The following is a 16,031-nucleotide window of genomic DNA, read 5'->3' on the forward strand; positions in this document are numbered from 1 at the left end:
ACATTTCCGCACCGCCCCGTAACGCATGCGCTTGCGACCGAACTTCGTCCGAAATATCGAACCAAGGAGTCTCGTGACAGCCCCGTCAGTCCCGTCAGTCCCCCGTCGCCCCGGCGCCGACGCTCTCGCTCGCGTGGGGTACACGTCGCCGGAGGGCAATCCCGCCGACACCTCCCCTCACACCTTCCCCGACGGCGGCACCTGGCGCACCGAGATCCCCTCCGTCGAAGGCCCCGAGGCGCTCGCCGTCGTACTCAAGGAGAGCTCCCGCCTCGACGTCCCCATCCACCGCATCAGCCAGGGCAGCGGCATCTGGATGCTGACCGACAGCGACATCACCGAGATGGTGGAGTCCTGCGCCGAACGGGACATCGAGCTCTGCCTGTTCACCGGCCCGCGCGGCACCTGGGACATCGGCGCCGCCACCCGCACCGACTCCGGCGGAGGGGGACTGCGTGCCCGTGGGCACGACGCGCTCGCCGGATGCGTCGAAGACGCCCTGCGGGCAACCGCACTGGGCGTCAAGTGCCTCCTCGTCGCCGACGAGGGCGTGCTGTGGACGCTGCACCAACTGCGCGCCGGCGGCGTGCTGCCCGCCGACACCACCTTCAAGGTCTCCGCCCTGATCGGCCCGGTCAATCCTGCCTCGTACGCCGTGTACGAGCGGCTCGGCGCCGACTCCGTCAACATCCCCTCCGACCTCACGCTGGCCCACTTCACCGAGATCCGCCGGGTCAGCCGCGCCCCCATGGACCTCTACGTGGAGGCGCCCGACGACCTCGGCGGCTACATCCGCATGTACGAAGCCGCCGAGCTGATCCGGCGCGGCGCGCCCCTCTACCTCAAGTTCGGGCTGTCCAAGTCCCCCGGCATCTATCCGTACGGCGCCCAACTGCGCGACACCGCCCTGGCCGGCGCCCGTGAGCGCGTACGCCGCGGCCGGCTCGTACTCGACCTGCTCGCCCGGCACGGCGCGGACGGCGGGATGTCCCCGCTCGGTTCCCGGCTGCCCGGCCCCCTCCACCGCTTCCCCGTCACCACCACCGCCACCACCACCCCCGCGAAGGACTGATCCGCATGACGCGACGCATATTCCGGGCCGCAACCGCCCTCACCACCACCGCGCTCGCCCTCTCCCTCGCCGCCTGCGGCCAGAACGCCGAGGGCGGCAGCAAGGAGAAGAAGTCCGCGGGGGACGGCACCATCGGCATCGCGATGCCCACCAAGTCCTCGGAGCGGTGGATCGCCGACGGCAACAACATGGTCGAGCAGTTCAAGAAGCTCGGCTACAAGACGGATCTGCAGTACGGCGAGGACGACGTCGACCAGCAGGTCTCACAGATCGAGAACATGATCACCAAGGGTGTCGACGTGCTGGTGGTCGCCGCCATCGACGGCCGCGCGCTGGGCGACGTGCTCGGCCAGGCCGCCGACCAGGGCGTCAAGGTGATCAGTTACGACCGTCTCATCCTCGGCACCCCCGACGTCGACTACTACGCCTCCTTCGACAACGAGAAGGTCGGCGTCCTCCAGGCGACGTACATCATAGACAAGCTCGGGCTCAAGGACGGTGGCAAGAAGGGGCCGTTCAATGTCGAGCTGTTCGCCGGCTCGCCCGACGACAACAACACCGGCTACTTCTTCCAGGGCGCGTGGAAGACCCTCAAGCCGTACATCGACAGCAAGCAAATCGTCGTCAGGAGCGGGCAGACCAAGCTGGACCAGGTCACCACCCTGCGCTGGGACGGCGGGACCGCGCAGAAGCGCATGGACGACCTGCTGACCAAGGCGTACGGCTCCGACGAGGTGGACGCCATCCTCTCGCCGTACGACGGGATCTCCATCGGCATCCTCTCCGCTCTCAAGTCGGACGGTTACGGTACGGCGGCCAAGCCGTACCCGGTCGTCACCGGTCAGGACGCCGAGGTCGCCTCGATCAAGTCGATCATCGCGGGGCAGCAGACGCAGACCGTCTACAAGGACACCCGGGCGCTCGCCAAGCAGGCCGTGCAGATGGCCGACGCCGTACTGAACGACAAGAAGCCCGAGGTCAACGACACCAAGACGTACAACAACGAGAAGAAGGTCGTGCCGTCCTTCCTCCTCGACCCGGTCAGTGTCGACAAGACCAACTACCGGTCCGTTCTGGTCGATTCCGGATACATCAAGGCGAGCGACCTGTGACGGCGGAGCCAACGGCGCCCGTCCTGGAGATGCGCTCGATCGTCAAGACCTTCCCCGGCGTCAAGGCGCTCTCCGACGTGACGCTGACCGTGGCGCGCGGCGAGGTCCACGCCGTCTGCGGGGAGAACGGCGCCGGCAAGTCGACGCTGATGAAGGTCCTCAGCGGCGTACACCCGCACGGGAGTTACGAGGGGGACATCCTCTTCGACGGCGAACACTGCGCTTTCAAGGACATCCGGGCCAGCGAGGCGCACGGCATCGTGATCATCCACCAGGAGCTCGCCCTGGTGCCGTACCTCTCCCTCGCCGAGAACATCTTCCTCGGCAACGAGCACGCCAGCCACGGGATCATCAGCTGGAACGAGACGCTCAAGCACGCGGCGGCGCTCCTCAAGCGGGTGGGGCTGCGCGAGCATCCGCAGACGCGGGTCGCGGACATCGGGGTCGGCAAGCAGCAGCTTGTGGAGATCGCGAAGGCGCTCTCCAAGGAGGTGAAGCTGCTGATCCTGGACGAGCCGACCGCGGCGCTCAACGACGAGGACTCGGCTCAGCTTCTCCAGCTCATCCTGGAGCTGAAGGAACAGGGCATCACCTCGATCATCATCTCGCACAAGCTCAACGAGATCGCGGAGGTCGCCGACTCGGTCACCATCATCCGCGACGGCCGGACCATCGAGACGCTGGACGTCAAGGCGGCGGAGACCACCGAGGAGCGGATCATCCGCGGCATGGTCGGGCGCGACCTCGACCACCGCTTCCCCGAGCGGACGGCGTACGAAGGAGATCCCGGCGCGCACCCCGCCCTCGAAGTCCGCGACTGGACCGTGCACCACCCCATCGACCAGCAGCGCAAGGTCGTGGACGGGGTCTCCGTGCACGTCCGGCGGGGCGAGATCGTGGGCATCGCCGGGCTGATGGGAGCCGGGCGTACGGAGCTCGCGATGAGCGTCTTCGGGCGGTCGTACGGGCGGAACATCAGCGGCACCGTCCTCAAGGACGGCGAGGAGATCCGCACCAGGACCGTCCCCGAGGCGATCGGTCACGGCATCGCGTACGTCACCGAGGACCGCAAGCACTACGGCCTCAACCTCATCGACACCATCGGCCGCAACATCACCCTCAGCGCCCTGCCGAAGGTGGCCCGGCGCGGCATCGTCGACGGGCACGAGGAGACCAGGGTCGCCGAGTCGTACCGCCGCAGCATGAACATCAAGGCGCCGACGGTCTTCGAGCAGGTCGGCCGGCTGTCCGGCGGCAACCAGCAGAAGGTCGTCCTCAGCAAGTGGATCTTCGCGGGGCCCGATGTGCTGATCCTCGACGAGCCGACCCGCGGGATCGACGTCGGCGCCAAGTTCGAGATCTACAGCGTGATCGACCGCCTCGCCGCCGAAGGCAAGGCCGTCGTCTTCATCTCCTCCGAACTCCCCGAACTGCTCGGCATGTGCGACCGCATCTACACGATGTCCGCCGGCCGGCTGACCGGCGAGATCGAGCGCGCGGACGCGACCCAGGAAGTACTGATGCGCCACATGACCATGGACAAGAGGTAAGAACGATGGGCAGCCCGGTCACCACCGAGAAGCCGGGGCGGCAAGCCGCTCCGCCCGGCCCCCGCACTTCCGCGGTCAGCACGCTGCTGCTGGAAACCATGCGCCGCAACATGCGCCAGTACGGCATGCTCATCGCGCTCGCGCTGATCGTCGTGCTCTTCGCGATCTGGACGGACGGCGTACTCCTCCAGCCCAACAACGTCACCAATCTGGTCCTCCAGAACAGCTACATCCTGGTCCTCGGCATCGGCATGATGATCGTCATCATCTCGGGCCACATCGACCTCTCGGTCGGCTCGCTGGCGGCGTTCGTGTCCGCCGCGTGCGCGGTGATGATGGTCGAGCACGACATTCCCTGGCCGCTCGCGACGGTGATCGCGCTCGCCATCGGGGCCCTGGCGGGAGCGTGGCAGGGCTTCTGGATCGCGTACGTCGGCATCCCGTCGTTCATCGTCACGCTGGCCGGCATGCTGCTCTTCCGCGGCGGTACGCAGATCTTCCTCGGCTCGCGCTCCATCGGCCCGTTCCCCGAAGGCTTCCAGAAGATCTCCACGGGGTATCTGCCGTCCCTCGGCCCGGACACCAACTACCACAACCTCACCCTGCTGCTGGGGCTGGGACTGCTCGTCTTCGCCCTGGCGCAGGAGGTGCGCGACCGGCGCAGGCAGCTGAGTTACGAGCTCGACGTGCTGCCGCGCTCGCTCTTCCTGACCAAGTGCGTGGCGATGGCGGCGGCCGTCCTCGCCTTCACGATGACGCTGGCCAGCTACCGGGGCGTACCCGTGGTGCTTCTGCTGCTCGCGGTGCTGCTCATCGGCTTCGGCTTCGTGATGCGCAACGCGGTCGTCGGCAGGCATGTGTACGCGCTGGGCGGCAACCAGGCGGCGGCGAAGCTGTCGGGCGTCAAGGACAAGCGCGTCACGTTCCTGGTCTTCGTGAACATGGGCGTGCTCGCCGCCCTGGCCGGGGTCGTGTACGCGGCCCGGCTGAACGCGGGCGTACCGCAGGCCGGTGTGAACTTCGAACTGGAGGCGATCGCCGCGGCGTTCATCGGCGGCGCGTCGATGAGCGGCGGCGTCGGCACGGTGTTCGGCGCGATCATCGGCGGTCTGGTGCTGGGCGTACTCAACAACGGTATGTCGCTGGTCGGCATCGGCACCGACTACCAGCAGGTCATCAAGGGTCTGGTGCTGCTGGCGGCGGTCGGGTTCGACGTATGGAACAAACGCAAGGTCGGTTCATGAACTCCTCGAAGGAGCCACAGATATGAGCACGAGCAGACGCACAGTACTGGCCGGCGCGGCAGCGGCGGGAGTGGCGGCCACCGCGGGCCTGGCCGGGACGGGCACGGCGTACGCCGCCGCGGGCAAGTCGCCTTCGCGGGAACTGTTCGGCCGGCTGGCCGACGGCACGAAGGTGTACCGGTGGACCGTCGCCAACGGCGGGACCCGGCTGAAGGTCCTCTCGTACGGCGGGATCGTCCAGTCCCTGGAGATACCGGACCGCCGCGGCGCGGCGGCGAACATCTCGCTGGGCTTCGACAACCTCGACGACTACGTCGCCAAGTCCCCGTACTTCGGCGCGCTGATCGGGCGCTACGGCAACCGCATCGCCAAGGGCCGGTTCACGCTCGACGGGCGCACGTACGAGCTTCCCGTGAACGACGGCCCGAACAGCCTGCACGGCGGCGACAAGGGCTTCGACAAGCACGTGTGGGGCGTGGAGCCCTTCAGCCGGGGATCCGACCGGGGCCTCGTCCTCAGGCGGACCAGCCCGGACGGCGAAATGGGCTACCCGGGAACGCTCGAAATGACGGTCACGTACACGCTCACCGCGCGCGGTGACTGGCGGATCGACTACGAGGCCACCACCGACCGGGCGACCGTCGCCAACCTCACCAGCCACACGTACTTCAACCTGGCGGGCGAGGGCAGCGGCTCCATCGACGGGCACACCCTGGAGATGGCCGCCGCCCGCTACACCCCCGTCGACGCCACGCTCATTCCGACCGGCGAGCTCGCGCGCGTCTCGGGAACGCCCTTCGACTTCCGGCGGGCGAAGGCGATCGGCGAGCAGGCGCGGGTGCCGCATCAGCAGGTGCTGTACGGGAAGGGGCTCGACCACAACTGGGTGCTGGACAAGGGCATAACGACCGTTCCCGGGTACGCTCTCACGCTCACCGATCCCGCTTCCGGCCGGGTGATGAAGATGTACACGACCGAACCCGGGATGCAGTTCTACAGCGGCAACTTCCTGGACGGCACGCTCGCGGGAACGTCGGGCCGGCTGTACCGCCAGGGCGACGGGCTGTGCCTGGAGTCGCAGCACTTCCCGGACTCGCCCAACCAGCCGTCGTTCCCCTCGACGGTGCTGCGCCCTGGAACGACGTACCGCTCCACCACGGTGCACACTTTCTCGGCCCGCTGACGCGCTGACGACACGCGCATGAGCGAAGCCCCCTGCCGGATCGGGTTCCGGCAGGGGGCTTCGGTCTGTCTGTCTCCCGGGGCTCAGCCCCCGGTCTTGATGCGCATGAAGGTGACGGAGTGGGCGGGGAAGGTGTAGGTGAAGCTGCCGGCCACCCCGTCGAGGGTGGAGCGGCGTGGCTTGATCGGCTGGTCGGTGGGTGTGTTGACGGCGTCGGGGGCGCCCTGGAGCGTGGTCAAGCGGGCCTTGGACGACGCGATGGTGGTCTCCCGGCCGAGGTCGATCTTCGTACGGGCTGGTGCGTCCTGGGCGTTGACGACCTTGACGATGAGTTCGCCGGTGGCCTTGTCGCGGGTGACGACCTGGCGGAAGGGCTCGGCGGCCTTGTCGTCGGTGAAGCTGCCCCACTCCTTACCGTCCAGGAAGAGGGTCACCTGCCGGCCGCGTACCTGGACCTTGACGTCGTACGTACGGCCGCTCTCGATCGTCGTACCGCGCTCTATGAGGGTCTGCTTGGCGCCGCCCACGGCCTTCTCGACCACGGAACGGGTGTTGCCCCAGCCGCCCAGGTTCCACCAGTAGTAGTTGCCGGTGTCCTTGACCCCGAAGGCGATCAGGAAGCCTTCCCTGCCGGATTCCTTCGTGGCCTTCAGCTTCAGGTCGTAGTCGTGCCAGGCCGCGTCGCCGGCGGTGACCAGGGTGTTCTCGGCCGCTGCGTCGGACTGGACGTACGCGCCGTTCCTGACGGACCAGGAGCCGGTGCCCGCCGCCTTGGTCCAGCGGCTGTCGTCGCCGGAGAAGTCGTCGGCGAAGAGGCCGGCGCCGTCCGCCGACGTGACGCTCACATCGTCGTACGCGGCCGCCGTCGCCCAGGTGGAGAGGCCTACGGCGCCGGTGATCGGGCCGCTGACGGCGGGGGTGCCGGATGCCCGGCTGCGTACGACCTCGTCACCGACGTTGTTCATGAAGAGCTTCTGCGTCTCGTAGCTGGCGCTGCCCCATGAGGTGGTGTTGTCGAACCAGATCATGTTGGGCCGCCACTGCGCGTCATTGGTGTCGGCGAGGAGCGGGGCGTACGAGGCGAGCTTGACGATGTCCGCGTTGCGTTCGAGGCCGGTCATGTAGGCGGCTTCGGAAAGGGCGTTGGAGAAGCGGTTGTCGAGTGACGCGTACTCGCCGAGGAACACCTTGGGGCCCTGGCGGTCGTAGGCGTCGTAACGCTCGTTGTTCTCCAGGAACCACTGCGGGCTGTTGTAGTAGTGCTCGTCGACCATGGCCACCTTGGCGTCGCGGTTCAGTTGCCAGGCGCGGTCGAAGGTGGTGCCGCTGTCGTCGGGGCCGGAGTTGCTGATGACCGTGATGGCGGGGTACTTCGCCTCGATGGCCTTGCGGAACTCGGTGAAGCGCGCGAAGAACTGGTCGGGAAGGTTCTCCTCGTTGCCGACCTCCAGATGGGTCAGGCCGAAGGGCTTGGGGTGGCCCATCTGCGCCCGCTTCCTGCCCCAGGGAGACGTCACGGGTCCGTTCGCGAACTCGATGAGGTCGAGCGTGTCCTGGATGTGGCGTTGGAGCAGTTGGGGGTCGTCGGTCGCCTTGTTCTGGCCGCAGCCGGTGACGAGGGCGGGGACGACGGGCAGGGCCATCGCGCCGATGTCCTCGGCGTACTGGAAGTACTCGTAGTAGCCGAGGCCGTACGTCTGGTTGTAGCCCCAGAAGTTGGCGTTCACCGGCCGCTGCTCGACCGGGCCGACGGTGTCCTTCCACTGGTAGGAGCGCTTGCGCTCGAAGTCGGGGGCCTCGTACGCCTCATGGCTTCCGGTGTTGACCAGGCAGCCGCCGGGGAAGCGGAGGAAGCCGGGGTCCAGGGCGGCGATCTTCTCCGCGAGGTCCTTGCGCAGGCCGTTCGGGCGGCCCTTGTAGGTGTCGCGGGGGAAGAGCGAGACCATGTCGAGCCGTACGGTGCCGCTGCCGCCGGCGGTGACGGCGAGGCGGCCGGCGCCACTGGTGGTGCGGGCGGTGAGCGTTCCGGTGTACTTGGTCCAGCGGTCGCCGCGTGCGGTGACGCGCAGGGGGCTCCCCAAGGAGGTCGTCCCGTCGCGCAGTTCGATGCTGAGCGGCGTCCCTCCCGGCTGGTCGGTGCGCGCCCACACCGAGAAGTCGTACTTCTTTCCCGCCTGAACCGCGATTCCCGCGTTGTAGCCGGAGTTCGCGACGCCGAAGCGCTCGCCGTTGCCGTCGAGGTCAAGCCGGAGGTAGCGACGGTTGCGCTCGTTCAGCCGCCCGCCGTCGTCCACGACACGCGCCGTGCCGGTCGCCGCGCCGCTCGCGGTTTCCTTCCATGCCGTGAGCGAGGTGTACGCGCGGTTGTCGGCGGGGTCGTACTCGAAGGAACGATTCTGCACGAGCTCGGCGTACAGCCCGCCGTCGGCGGCGTGATTGATGTCCTCGTAGAACACGCCGTACATCGAGTCGTCGATCGCGGGGCCGGCACTGGCCGGGTCGACGCTGATCGAGTAGTCGGCGGGCTCCACCTCCGCTGCGGCCGGGGCCTCGGTGGGTGCGACGACGAGTGCGGCCGTCAGGCCGGCGAGGACGGCCGCGACGGCGAGGCCGCGTCTGGGCTTCTTTCTCTGGCTCTGCATATGGGCTCCTGGCATTCGTTCGAAATATCGGACATTGACCACAATCCCGAACGAGAACATAGGCAGGCGCCCACCGCAGGTCAACTCCCCTGCACCAGAAGGAAATTATTCGTCGCGGATTACGCGCGTCGCCGGAGGTCGATGTCCGCGTCCGTCGCGTAGCTCTGAGTCCAGTGGCGCCCGGCGTCCGACGCCCATGTGACATGGACGGTGTCACCGTCGATCCGGACGCGGTCCACGGTGATCACCCGCTCCCCGGTACGCACGTCCCCGCGGCGCAGCTCACCGGCCTTGACGGTCGGGTACGTGTCGTTGACCTGCGCCTCTGCCTCATCGGCCGCTCGCAGAAGCGCCGCCGCCAGCTCCCGCGCCTGCTCGGGAGTGGCGACCAGGGGGACGTACGCACTGCCCCGCGCGCCGATGTGGATCTGCCCCGCCGCCGCGTTCACGGCCGGTCCCGTGGCGACCTCGACGGCCTCCACGGGGGCCACCGGACCGTCCGGGGTGTACATGCGGATGTCGGGCATGGTTTTTCTCCTCAGGCGTGCGCGCCCACCGTGACCGTGCCGGTGGACGCTTCGGCGATGCCCTCCATGATCTCCCGTCGTGACGGTCAGCGGTCCGGCTCTTCAGCCGCCGCAGCACCTACCAGTCGCCGTCGGCCACCGGCTTTCCCGGTGCGTCGCCGAGCGGCTTCACCTGATGCGGCGACGGCTGCTGCCACGGCGTGTGGTCCTCGCCCAGCCACTCACCGACCGGCCGCACACCGCCCAGCGTGTCCGTGGGCGCCAGGTCCTCGCCGTCGGCGTCGTAGTAGTCGAACCAGGGCAGGCCTGCCCGTGTGTACGCGGCCCGGTCGACGGGAGACCGCGGTGGCTCTTCCCCGGTGATGCGCCGCCACTCCGGCGGCGTCACCAGGTGCACGAAGACCCGGCCCGACGGCTCGGAGGCCCAGTCCGATGCGGGCCGGTCGTCCTTGTAGACCTCCTGGCGCATGGAGCCGCCCACGCCCAGTCCCATCGGCGCCCCCGGGGACCGGGGCGCGGGCGCACCGCCCCAGCCGCCACCACCGGCGGCCATCATGGCCGGGGCGGCGGCGGCCCCCGGGGCGGGCATGCCGTACCCGCCACCGGTCTGCGGCATCGCGGCGCGCCGCTCAGCCGCTCGCCGCTGTTCCTCACGCCACGCTTCCAGCGGTCCGTCCGTGAGCGGCCACGACTGCAGTTGCAGCCCGCCCCACTTCTCCTCGCCGGTGACCTGGCCCTCCACCGTCGCGCCCATCCCCAGCGGCACCGCGACGAACTGCCGCACCGTACCCGTCCCGGAGTTGATGCCGTCGAGCCAGGGCTGACGCGGCAGCGTCAGGTAGTTCTGCGGGCCGCGTGACAGCCGGCTGTTCCACGGCTTGCCCGACACCGCGCACACCTTCCCGACCCCCACCTGGAGGGCGCCGGGTTCCACGGTCCCGGCGAAGCTCAGCCACATCGCTTCGCGCAGGTACACGGGCAGCATGACGCCGCCTCTGGTGAGCCACTCCTGCGGCACCGTGGCGGCGTAATCCTCGACCCTGCGCAGCGGGAAGTGGCCCAGGCCCGGCGGAAGGGCGTGCGTCCCCTTCTCGGGCAGGCGCAGCGTGCGTACGAAACGCACCCTCATCCCGCCCGGCAGCAGCAGACTATCCCCGTCGATCCGTACGGCCCCGTTGGTCACCGGCGCGTTCCCCTCGCTTCGGTTCTACTGATCGCTCCCGGTGTTATAACGCCGGTGCCGTACCGTCCGGTTCCATTCGAAGGTTTCGGTCGTTCCCGTGAACGGGCCCGTGGGGCCGCTAGTCGGTGTACTTCTGCCACATCTTGGTGGCCGTCTTCGGGTTGGACGCGGAATTCGATTTGTGCGTGACCAGACAGCGGTACTGCTTACCCAAATAGGCGGTGCGGTCATTCACTGAATACTGCCGATTGACTTTCCACTCCGAAAATCCCGCTGCCATGTCCTGACGCCCTTTCGACGGACCGGCTCGTTGCCGGCCCATGCGAATCCTCCCACGGCCAGACGAGCCGGTCACGCCCGGCATGCCGTCCTGATCTGCTACGACACCTGCTCTGGGGGCCACTGTCAGTGGTCGGGTGCACACTGGCTCGTATCTGAGACATCGGCGTCCTGGAGGTATCGGCCATGACCGACGTACTGCTCACGGTAGGAACGCGTAAGGGGCTCTTCATCGGCCGCAGGCACCGTGATGGAGAGTGGGATTTCGACGGGCCTCATTTCAACGCGCAGGCGGTGTATTCGATCGCCATCGACACCCGCGGCGCGGTGCCCAGGCTGCTCGTCGGCGGAGACAGCTTGCACTGGGGTCCCTCGGTCTTCCACTCCGACGACCTGGGCGCGACCTGGGTCGAGCCGAAGCAGCCTGCCGTGAAGTTCCCGGAGTTCACGGGGGCTTCGCTGGAGCGGGTCTGGCAGCTGCATCCGGCCGGGGCCGAGGCGCCCGGCGTGGTGTACGCGGGGACAGAACCGGCCGCCCTGTTCCGGTCCGAGGACTGCGGCGAGTCCTTCGAGCTCGTACGGCCACTGTGGGAGCACCCGACGCGCTCGCAGTGGGTTCCCGGCGGTGGCGGCGAGGGGCTGCACACGATCATCACCGATCCGCGTGACGCCCGGGCCGTGACCGTCGCGGTGTCCACGGCCGGCGTGTTCCGCTCACTGGACGGCGGGGCGAGCTGGGCGCCGTCCAACAAGGGGGTCTCGGCGGTCTTCCTGCCCAATCCCGACCCCGAGTTCGGCCAGTGCGTACACAAGATCGCCCAGGACGCGGCTGATCCCGGCCGGCTGTATCTGCAGAACCACTGGGGGGTGTTCCGCAGCGACGACGCCGGGGCCAACTGGTCGGACATCGGCGCGGGGCTTCCCTCGACGTTCGGCTTCGCCGCCGCCGCGCATCCGCACCGCGCGGACACGGCGTACGTCTTCCCCATCACGGCGGACTCCGACCGGGTGCCCGCCGAGAACAAGTGCCGCGTCTACCGGACCGGGGACGCCGGCAAGAGCTGGGAGCCGCTGTCGAGAGGTCTGACGCAGGAGCCGCATTACGGAACGGTGCTGCGCGACGCCCTCTGTACGGACGACGCCGACCCGGCGGGCGTGTACTTCGGCAACCGCAACGGCGAGCTCTTCGCGAGCGCGGACGACGGGGACAGCTGGCGGATGCTCGCCGCCCATCTGCCCGATGTGCTGTGCGTGCGGGCGGCTGTCATCGGCTGACCGGGGCGGGCGCGCCGCCGGGCACAGCCGTGTGCGGACGACGGCTCCGCAGGGGCGTCACGCTGGATCGGGACCACGTAGATCGCCGGCAAAGGCGGTGCGCAGGTATGCGGCCGCCTGCCCGAGGGCACGGCTGCCCGCGTCGAGGGTTCCTGCCATGGCGAAGAAGCCGTGGGCCACGCCCGGATAGCGGGTCGACTCGACCGGGACACCGCTGTCGCGCAGGCGTTGGGCGTACTGCTCGCCCTCGTCGCGCAGGGGGTCGTACTCGGCGGTGATCACCAGCGCCTGCGGCAGACCGGCATGGCTGGATGCGCGCAGCGGGGACACGAGAGGGTTGTTTCCGTCCTCGGGGGAGGTCAGGTAATTGTCCCAGTACCACTGCACGGACTTGCTGTTGAAGAGCAGCGGATCGCTGTTCTCGCGGCGGGACTCGGTGTCGGCGAGGTAGTCCGTATTGGGGTAGACGAGCAACTGGGCCCGGATGGCGGGGCCGCCCGCGTCCCGCGCCATGAGGGTCATGGCGGCGGCCAGGTTGCCGCCGGCGCTGTCGCCTCCGACAGCGATGCGCGAGGGGTCGGCGCCGAGGCGTGCGGCGTGGTCGGCGGCCCAGCGCAGGCCCGCGAAGCAGTCGTGGAGTGCGGCCGGGAACTTGTTCTCCGGCGCCAGGCGGTAACCCACCGCGATGGTGAGGCAGCCGGCGCCATTGGCCAGGCTCCGGCAGATCGCGTCGCTCGTCTCGATGCTCCCCAGAGTCCAGCCGCCGCCGAAGAAGTACACGAGGACGGGGAGGGGGTCCGGGCCGGCGTCGGGGCGGTAGACGCGGACAGGCAGTGGGCCGGCGGGCCCTGGTATCGACTCGTCGAGCACTTCTCGTACGGGCTCAGGCGTTCCCGCGTCGGCCTGGACGGCGGCGAGGTCGGCCGCCCTGGCCTCGTCCAGTGTCATCTCGTACAGCGGTCGAGCGCCTTGCGCGGCACGCTGGTCGTACAGGGCTTGGAGCTGCGGATCAAAAGCCATGGTCTCTCCGGTCCGGCCGGGCCGGCCGCGGCCCGTGGGGTTCGCGCCGGTGTCTCGGCCAGTCACCGTACCAAGCCGACGGCTGCCTACGGCAGTTGCCAGTCCACCGGCTGCGCGCCCTGGCGGACGAGCAGTTCATTGGTGCGGCTGAACGGCCGCGAGCCGAAGAAACCGCGGTCCGCCGACATCGGTGACGGGTGCGCCGACTCGATGGCCGGGAGGTCGCCGAGCAGGGGCCGCAGGTTACGGGCGTCACGCCCCCACAGCACGGACACCAGCGGCTTTCCGCGCGCCACGAGCGCCCGGATCGCCTGTTCGGTGACCTCTTCCCAGCCCTTGCCACGATGCGCCGCGGGCTTGCGAGGAGCGGTGGTGAGCGCCCTGTTGAGCAGCAGCACGCCCTGCCGGGTCCACGGCGTCAAGTCACCGTTGGACGGCCGTGGCAAGCCGAGGTCTGTGTGCAGTTCCCGGTAGATGTTCTCCAGGCTGCCCGGCAACTGGCGTACGTCGGGCGAGACGGCGAAGCTGTGGCCGATGGCCATTCCCGGCGTCGGGTACGGATCCTGACCCACCATCAGGACCCGTACCTCGTCGAAGGGCTGCTGGAAGGCACGCAGGACATGTGCGCCGGCGGGAAGATAGGTGCGGCCTGCCGCGATCTCCGCGCGCAGGAAGTCGCCCATCGCGGCGATGCGCCCGGCCACGGGACGCAGCGCGTCGGCCCATCCGGGCTCGACAAGTTCGTTCAACGGTAGTGCTGCCACGGCAGATCACTCTACCGGCGTACGGCGCACGGGTGCTGCCCGCCCAGGCGCGGGGGGCTCCGGATAGGCTGCCGCCGTCACTCCTCCTCTTCCTGGAGCCGGTCCTTGAGGTCACGCGGGCGTTCATCGTGGGTGCTGGGGGTCGACTCCGGCGGATCGGGGCTGCGGGTGGCGCTCGCGGACGCCTCGGACACCGGCCGTACGGAGATCACCGCGTCGCGTGAGCCCGTACGCACGGGGCCCGCCGGAATCGACGCGGCGCATCTGCTGGACCAGCTGCTGCCCATGGCCCGCGCGCTCCTCGGCGACGCCGAAGGCCGGGACGGCGCCGCGTCCCCCGTCACGATCGGCGCCGTCGCGATCGGCGCGGCCGGGATGGCGACCCTCGGCGACGATCTGTTGGCCCGGCTGCCCGGGGCGCTGGAGAGCTCGCTGGGCGTACGCCGTCTCGCGCTGGCCGCCGACGCCGTCACGGCGTACGCGGGAGCCCTCGGCATGCGGCCGGGAGCGGTGGTCGCGGCCGGCACCGGCATGATCGCGCTGGGTACGGATCTGGCGGCCTGGCGCAGGGCCGACGGCTGGGGCCATCTGCTCGGTGACTGCGGCGGCGGTGCCTGGATCGGCCGTGCCGGGCTCGAAGCGGCGATGCGCGCCCACGACGGGAGGCCCGGCGGCTCCCCCGCCCTGCTGACCCGCGTGGAGGCGGTTTTCGGTCCCGCGCCGGAGCTTCCCGGCCTGCTCTACCCGCGCGCCGACCGCCCCGCCGTACTCGCGTCGTTCGCGCCGGAAGTGGCCCACTGCGCGACGGCGGAACCTGCCGATCCGGTCGCGGCGGGGATCCTGCGGGACGCGGCCTGGCACATCGCCGACGCCGCCGCCGCGGTCTGCCCGCCGTCCGGGGCGTGCGAAGTGGCTTTCACCGGCGGCCTGTTCAAGATCGGCGACCCGCTGCTCGTGCCGCTGCGGGCCGCACTCGCCGAGCGGCTGCCGCACGCCCGTACGGTCTCGGCGGCCGGAGATCCGCTGGCGGGAGCCGTGCGCGTCGCCGCGTCGCTCGCCACCGGCAGCCTGCGGCTGCCGGTCGACGGGCGCCTGCTGCACGTACCGACAGAGCAGGGCAGTTGAACTCAAAGCGACTCACGGGATAAATCCGGACAGACACCGCTTCAATGCCCCCTCCCCGAACAGCCAAGCACACAAACCCAGTAGCATGCGGCGCCATGAGCTCCCCCACTGGGCCCGCATCCGGCCTGCCTGTACGAATGCCGCGACCACGACAGTCCGGACGGCACCGCCGGCCGGAACCCGCGGTGGCGCCCGAGGGCGCGCCCGCGTTTGTCCTCGCCGTCCCCGGTACCCCGGGCAGCGCGTCGCGCAGCCTGGCGGAGGAAGTCGTCAGTATCGCCCGTTCCGAGCTGCCCGGTCTTGACGCCCGGATCGGCTACCTCGACGGCGACAACGCCGAGTACCCCTCTCTTGAGAATGTCCTCGCGCACACCGCCACCGAGCGCACCGCGCGCTACGAGCAGGCGCTCGCGGCGGGCCGCGAGGCCGCCGAGCCGCAGGGTCCGGTCGCCGTCGTGGTGCCGCTCCTCGCCGGCCCGGAGAACGCCCTGATGCGCCGGATACGGCAGGCCGTCATGGACAGCCGTGCCGCCGTTGAACTGACCGATGTCCTCGGCCCGCACCCGCTGCTCGCCGAGGCCCTGCACGTGCGCCTCTCCGAGGCCGGTCTGTCCCGCGCCGACCGTGCCAGGCTGTTCACGGTCGCCACCGCGGCCGACGGCATCATCCTGGCCACCGTGGGCGGCGACGAGGCCGTGCAGGCCGCCGGCATCACCGGCATGCTGCTGGCCGCGCGTCTCGCCGTACCGGTGATCGCCGCCGCGCTCGACGAGGAAGGTTCGGTCGGCGCCGTCGCGGAGCAGCTGCGCGGTTCCGGTTCCACGCAGCTCGCCCTCGCGCCGTACGTCATCGGTCCCGAGGTGCCCGACAGCCTCCTGGACGCGGCCGTCAAGGAGGCGGACTGCGCGACCGCCGAGCCGCTGGGCGCGTACCCGGCGATCGGCAAGCTCGCGCTGTCGCACTACACGACCGCGCTGGGCATCGCCCCGCAGCAGCAGGCGCAGGGCATGCCTGCCCACTGAGCACGGCGAACGCCCGAGGGCCCGCACCGAGCG

14 protein-coding genes are annotated in these 16,031 nt (G+C 69.7%); 8 read left to right on the forward strand and 6 right to left on the reverse strand.

The window, feature by feature from the left end; translation table 11 throughout:
• Window positions 1-73 precede the first annotated feature (73 nt).
• Genes J7E96_RS07595 through J7E96_RS07615 form a run of 5 tightly spaced genes read left to right on the forward strand, consistent with a single transcriptional unit; the run spans window position 74 to window position 6,161 of the window.
• Window positions 74-1,072: a hypothetical protein gene (locus J7E96_RS07595; protein WP_215128770.1), complete on the forward strand. Its 999-nt coding sequence runs from the start codon at window positions 74-76 to the stop codon at window positions 1,070-1,072.
• 5 nt (window positions 1,073-1,077) lie between these two features.
• On the forward strand, window positions 1,078-2,184 hold the full coding sequence (gene chvE, locus J7E96_RS07600; RefSeq protein WP_215128772.1) for a multiple monosaccharide ABC transporter substrate-binding protein: 1,107 nt from the start codon (window positions 1,078-1,080) through the stop codon (window positions 2,182-2,184).
• A gap of 29 nt (window positions 2,185-2,213) precedes the next feature.
• Window positions 2,214-3,734 carry a multiple monosaccharide ABC transporter ATP-binding protein gene (gene mmsA / locus J7E96_RS07605; protein ID WP_215129229.1) on the forward strand — a complete coding sequence of 507 codons (1,521 nt, stop codon included), beginning with the start codon at window positions 2,214-2,216 and terminating at the stop codon, window positions 3,732-3,734.
• Between the two features lie 5 nt (window positions 3,735-3,739).
• Complete coding sequence (mmsB, locus tag J7E96_RS07610; RefSeq protein ID WP_215128774.1) at window positions 3,740-4,978, forward strand: multiple monosaccharide ABC transporter permease; 1,239 nt, start codon at window positions 3,740-3,742, stop codon at window positions 4,976-4,978.
• A 22-nt stretch (window positions 4,979-5,000) separates the two neighbouring features.
• Window positions 5,001-6,161 (forward strand): aldose epimerase family protein, encoded by a 1,161-nt coding sequence (locus J7E96_RS07615; protein ID WP_215128776.1) that lies wholly within the window; start codon window positions 5,001-5,003, stop codon window positions 6,159-6,161.
• An 83-nt stretch (window positions 6,162-6,244) separates the two neighbouring features.
• Here the strand turns inward: J7E96_RS07615 and J7E96_RS07620 are convergent, their stop codons facing one another.
• The 4 genes from J7E96_RS07620 to J7E96_RS38685 all read right to left on the reverse strand — a co-directional run bounded on the left by J7E96_RS07620 (window position 6,245) and on the right by J7E96_RS38685 (window position 10,877).
• A complete protein-coding gene (locus J7E96_RS07620; protein WP_215128778.1) occupies window positions 6,245-8,803 on the reverse strand; it encodes an alpha-L-arabinofuranosidase C-terminal domain-containing protein in 2,559 nt (852 codons plus the stop codon).
• 119 nt (window positions 8,804-8,922) lie between these two features.
• Window positions 8,923-9,330, reverse strand: coding sequence for a hypothetical protein (locus tag J7E96_RS07625; protein WP_215128780.1), 408 nt, complete (start codon window positions 9,328-9,330; stop codon window positions 8,923-8,925).
• 118 nt (window positions 9,331-9,448) lie between these two features.
• Window positions 9,449-10,513 (reverse strand): hypothetical protein, encoded by a 1,065-nt coding sequence (locus tag J7E96_RS07630; RefSeq protein WP_215128782.1) that lies wholly within the window; start codon window positions 10,511-10,513, stop codon window positions 9,449-9,451.
• Window positions 10,514-10,631: 118 nt separating this feature from the next.
• Window positions 10,632-10,877, reverse strand: a complete 246-nt coding sequence (locus J7E96_RS38685) for a carbohydrate-binding protein (protein WP_374196642.1) — start codon at window positions 10,875-10,877, stop codon at window positions 10,632-10,634.
• Window positions 10,878-10,978: 101 nt separating this feature from the next.
• Between J7E96_RS38685 and J7E96_RS07635 the strand changes: the two genes are divergently transcribed.
• Window positions 10,979-12,067: an exo-alpha-sialidase gene (locus tag J7E96_RS07635; protein ID WP_215128784.1), complete on the forward strand. Its 1,089-nt coding sequence runs from the start codon at window positions 10,979-10,981 to the stop codon at window positions 12,065-12,067.
• 57 nt (window positions 12,068-12,124) lie between these two features.
• On the opposite strand, the gene J7E96_RS07640 is transcribed toward J7E96_RS07635, so the two are convergent.
• On the reverse strand, window positions 12,125-13,087 hold the full coding sequence (locus J7E96_RS07640) for an alpha/beta hydrolase (protein WP_215128787.1): 963 nt from the start codon (window positions 13,085-13,087) through the stop codon (window positions 12,125-12,127).
• A gap of 86 nt (window positions 13,088-13,173) precedes the next feature.
• Complete coding sequence (locus J7E96_RS07645; RefSeq protein ID WP_215128789.1) at window positions 13,174-13,851, reverse strand: uracil-DNA glycosylase; 678 nt, start codon at window positions 13,849-13,851, stop codon at window positions 13,174-13,176.
• Window positions 13,852-13,956: 105 nt separating this feature from the next.
• Between J7E96_RS07645 and J7E96_RS07650 the strand changes: the two genes are divergently transcribed.
• Both J7E96_RS07650 and J7E96_RS07655 read left to right on the forward strand, forming a co-directional pair.
• The gene (locus tag J7E96_RS07650) at window positions 13,957-14,976 is read left to right on the forward strand and encodes an N-acetylglucosamine kinase (RefSeq protein ID WP_215128791.1); all 1,020 of its coding nucleotides are present in this window, start codon (window positions 13,957-13,959) and stop codon (window positions 14,974-14,976) included.
• 95 nt (window positions 14,977-15,071) lie between these two features.
• A complete protein-coding gene (locus J7E96_RS07655) occupies window positions 15,072-15,998 on the forward strand; it encodes a sirohydrochlorin chelatase (protein ID WP_215128793.1) in 927 nt (308 codons plus the stop codon).
• The last annotated feature ends 33 nt before the right edge of the window (window positions 15,999-16,031 follow it).

It is taken from the genome of Streptomyces sp. ISL-96 (assembly GCF_018614035.1).
Classification (GTDB): Bacteria; Actinomycetota; Actinomycetes; order Streptomycetales; family Streptomycetaceae; genus Streptomyces.

Excerpts from the sequence above, each read along its gene's own strand:
- chvE (WP_215128772.1), top strand. The coding sequence starts at position 1,078 with ATGACGCGACGCATATTCCGGGCCGCAACCGCCCTCACCACCACCGCG.
- mmsA (WP_215129229.1), top strand. The coding sequence starts at position 2,214 with ATGCGCTCGATCGTCAAGACCTTCCCCGGCGTCAAGGCGCTCTCCGAC.
- mmsB (WP_215128774.1), top strand. The coding sequence starts at position 3,740 with ATGGGCAGCCCGGTCACCACCGAGAAGCCGGGGCGGCAAGCCGCTCCG.
- J7E96_RS07615 (WP_215128776.1), top strand. The coding sequence starts at position 5,001 with ATGAGCACGAGCAGACGCACAGTACTGGCCGGCGCGGCAGCGGCGGGA.
- J7E96_RS07620 (WP_215128778.1), bottom strand. The coding sequence starts at position 8,803 with ATGCAGAGCCAGAGAAAGAAGCCCAGACGCGGCCTCGCCGTCGCGGCC.
- J7E96_RS07625 (WP_215128780.1), bottom strand. The coding sequence starts at position 9,330 with ATGCCCGACATCCGCATGTACACCCCGGACGGTCCGGTGGCCCCCGTG.
- J7E96_RS38685 (WP_374196642.1), bottom strand. The coding sequence starts at position 10,877 with ATGCCGGGCGTGACCGGCTCGTCTGGCCGTGGGAGGATTCGCATGGGC.
- J7E96_RS07635 (WP_215128784.1), top strand. The coding sequence starts at position 10,979 with ATGACCGACGTACTGCTCACGGTAGGAACGCGTAAGGGGCTCTTCATC.
- J7E96_RS07640 (WP_215128787.1), bottom strand. The coding sequence starts at position 13,087 with ATGGCTTTTGATCCGCAGCTCCAAGCCCTGTACGACCAGCGTGCCGCG.
- J7E96_RS07655 (WP_215128793.1), top strand. The coding sequence starts at position 15,072 with ATGAGCTCCCCCACTGGGCCCGCATCCGGCCTGCCTGTACGAATGCCG.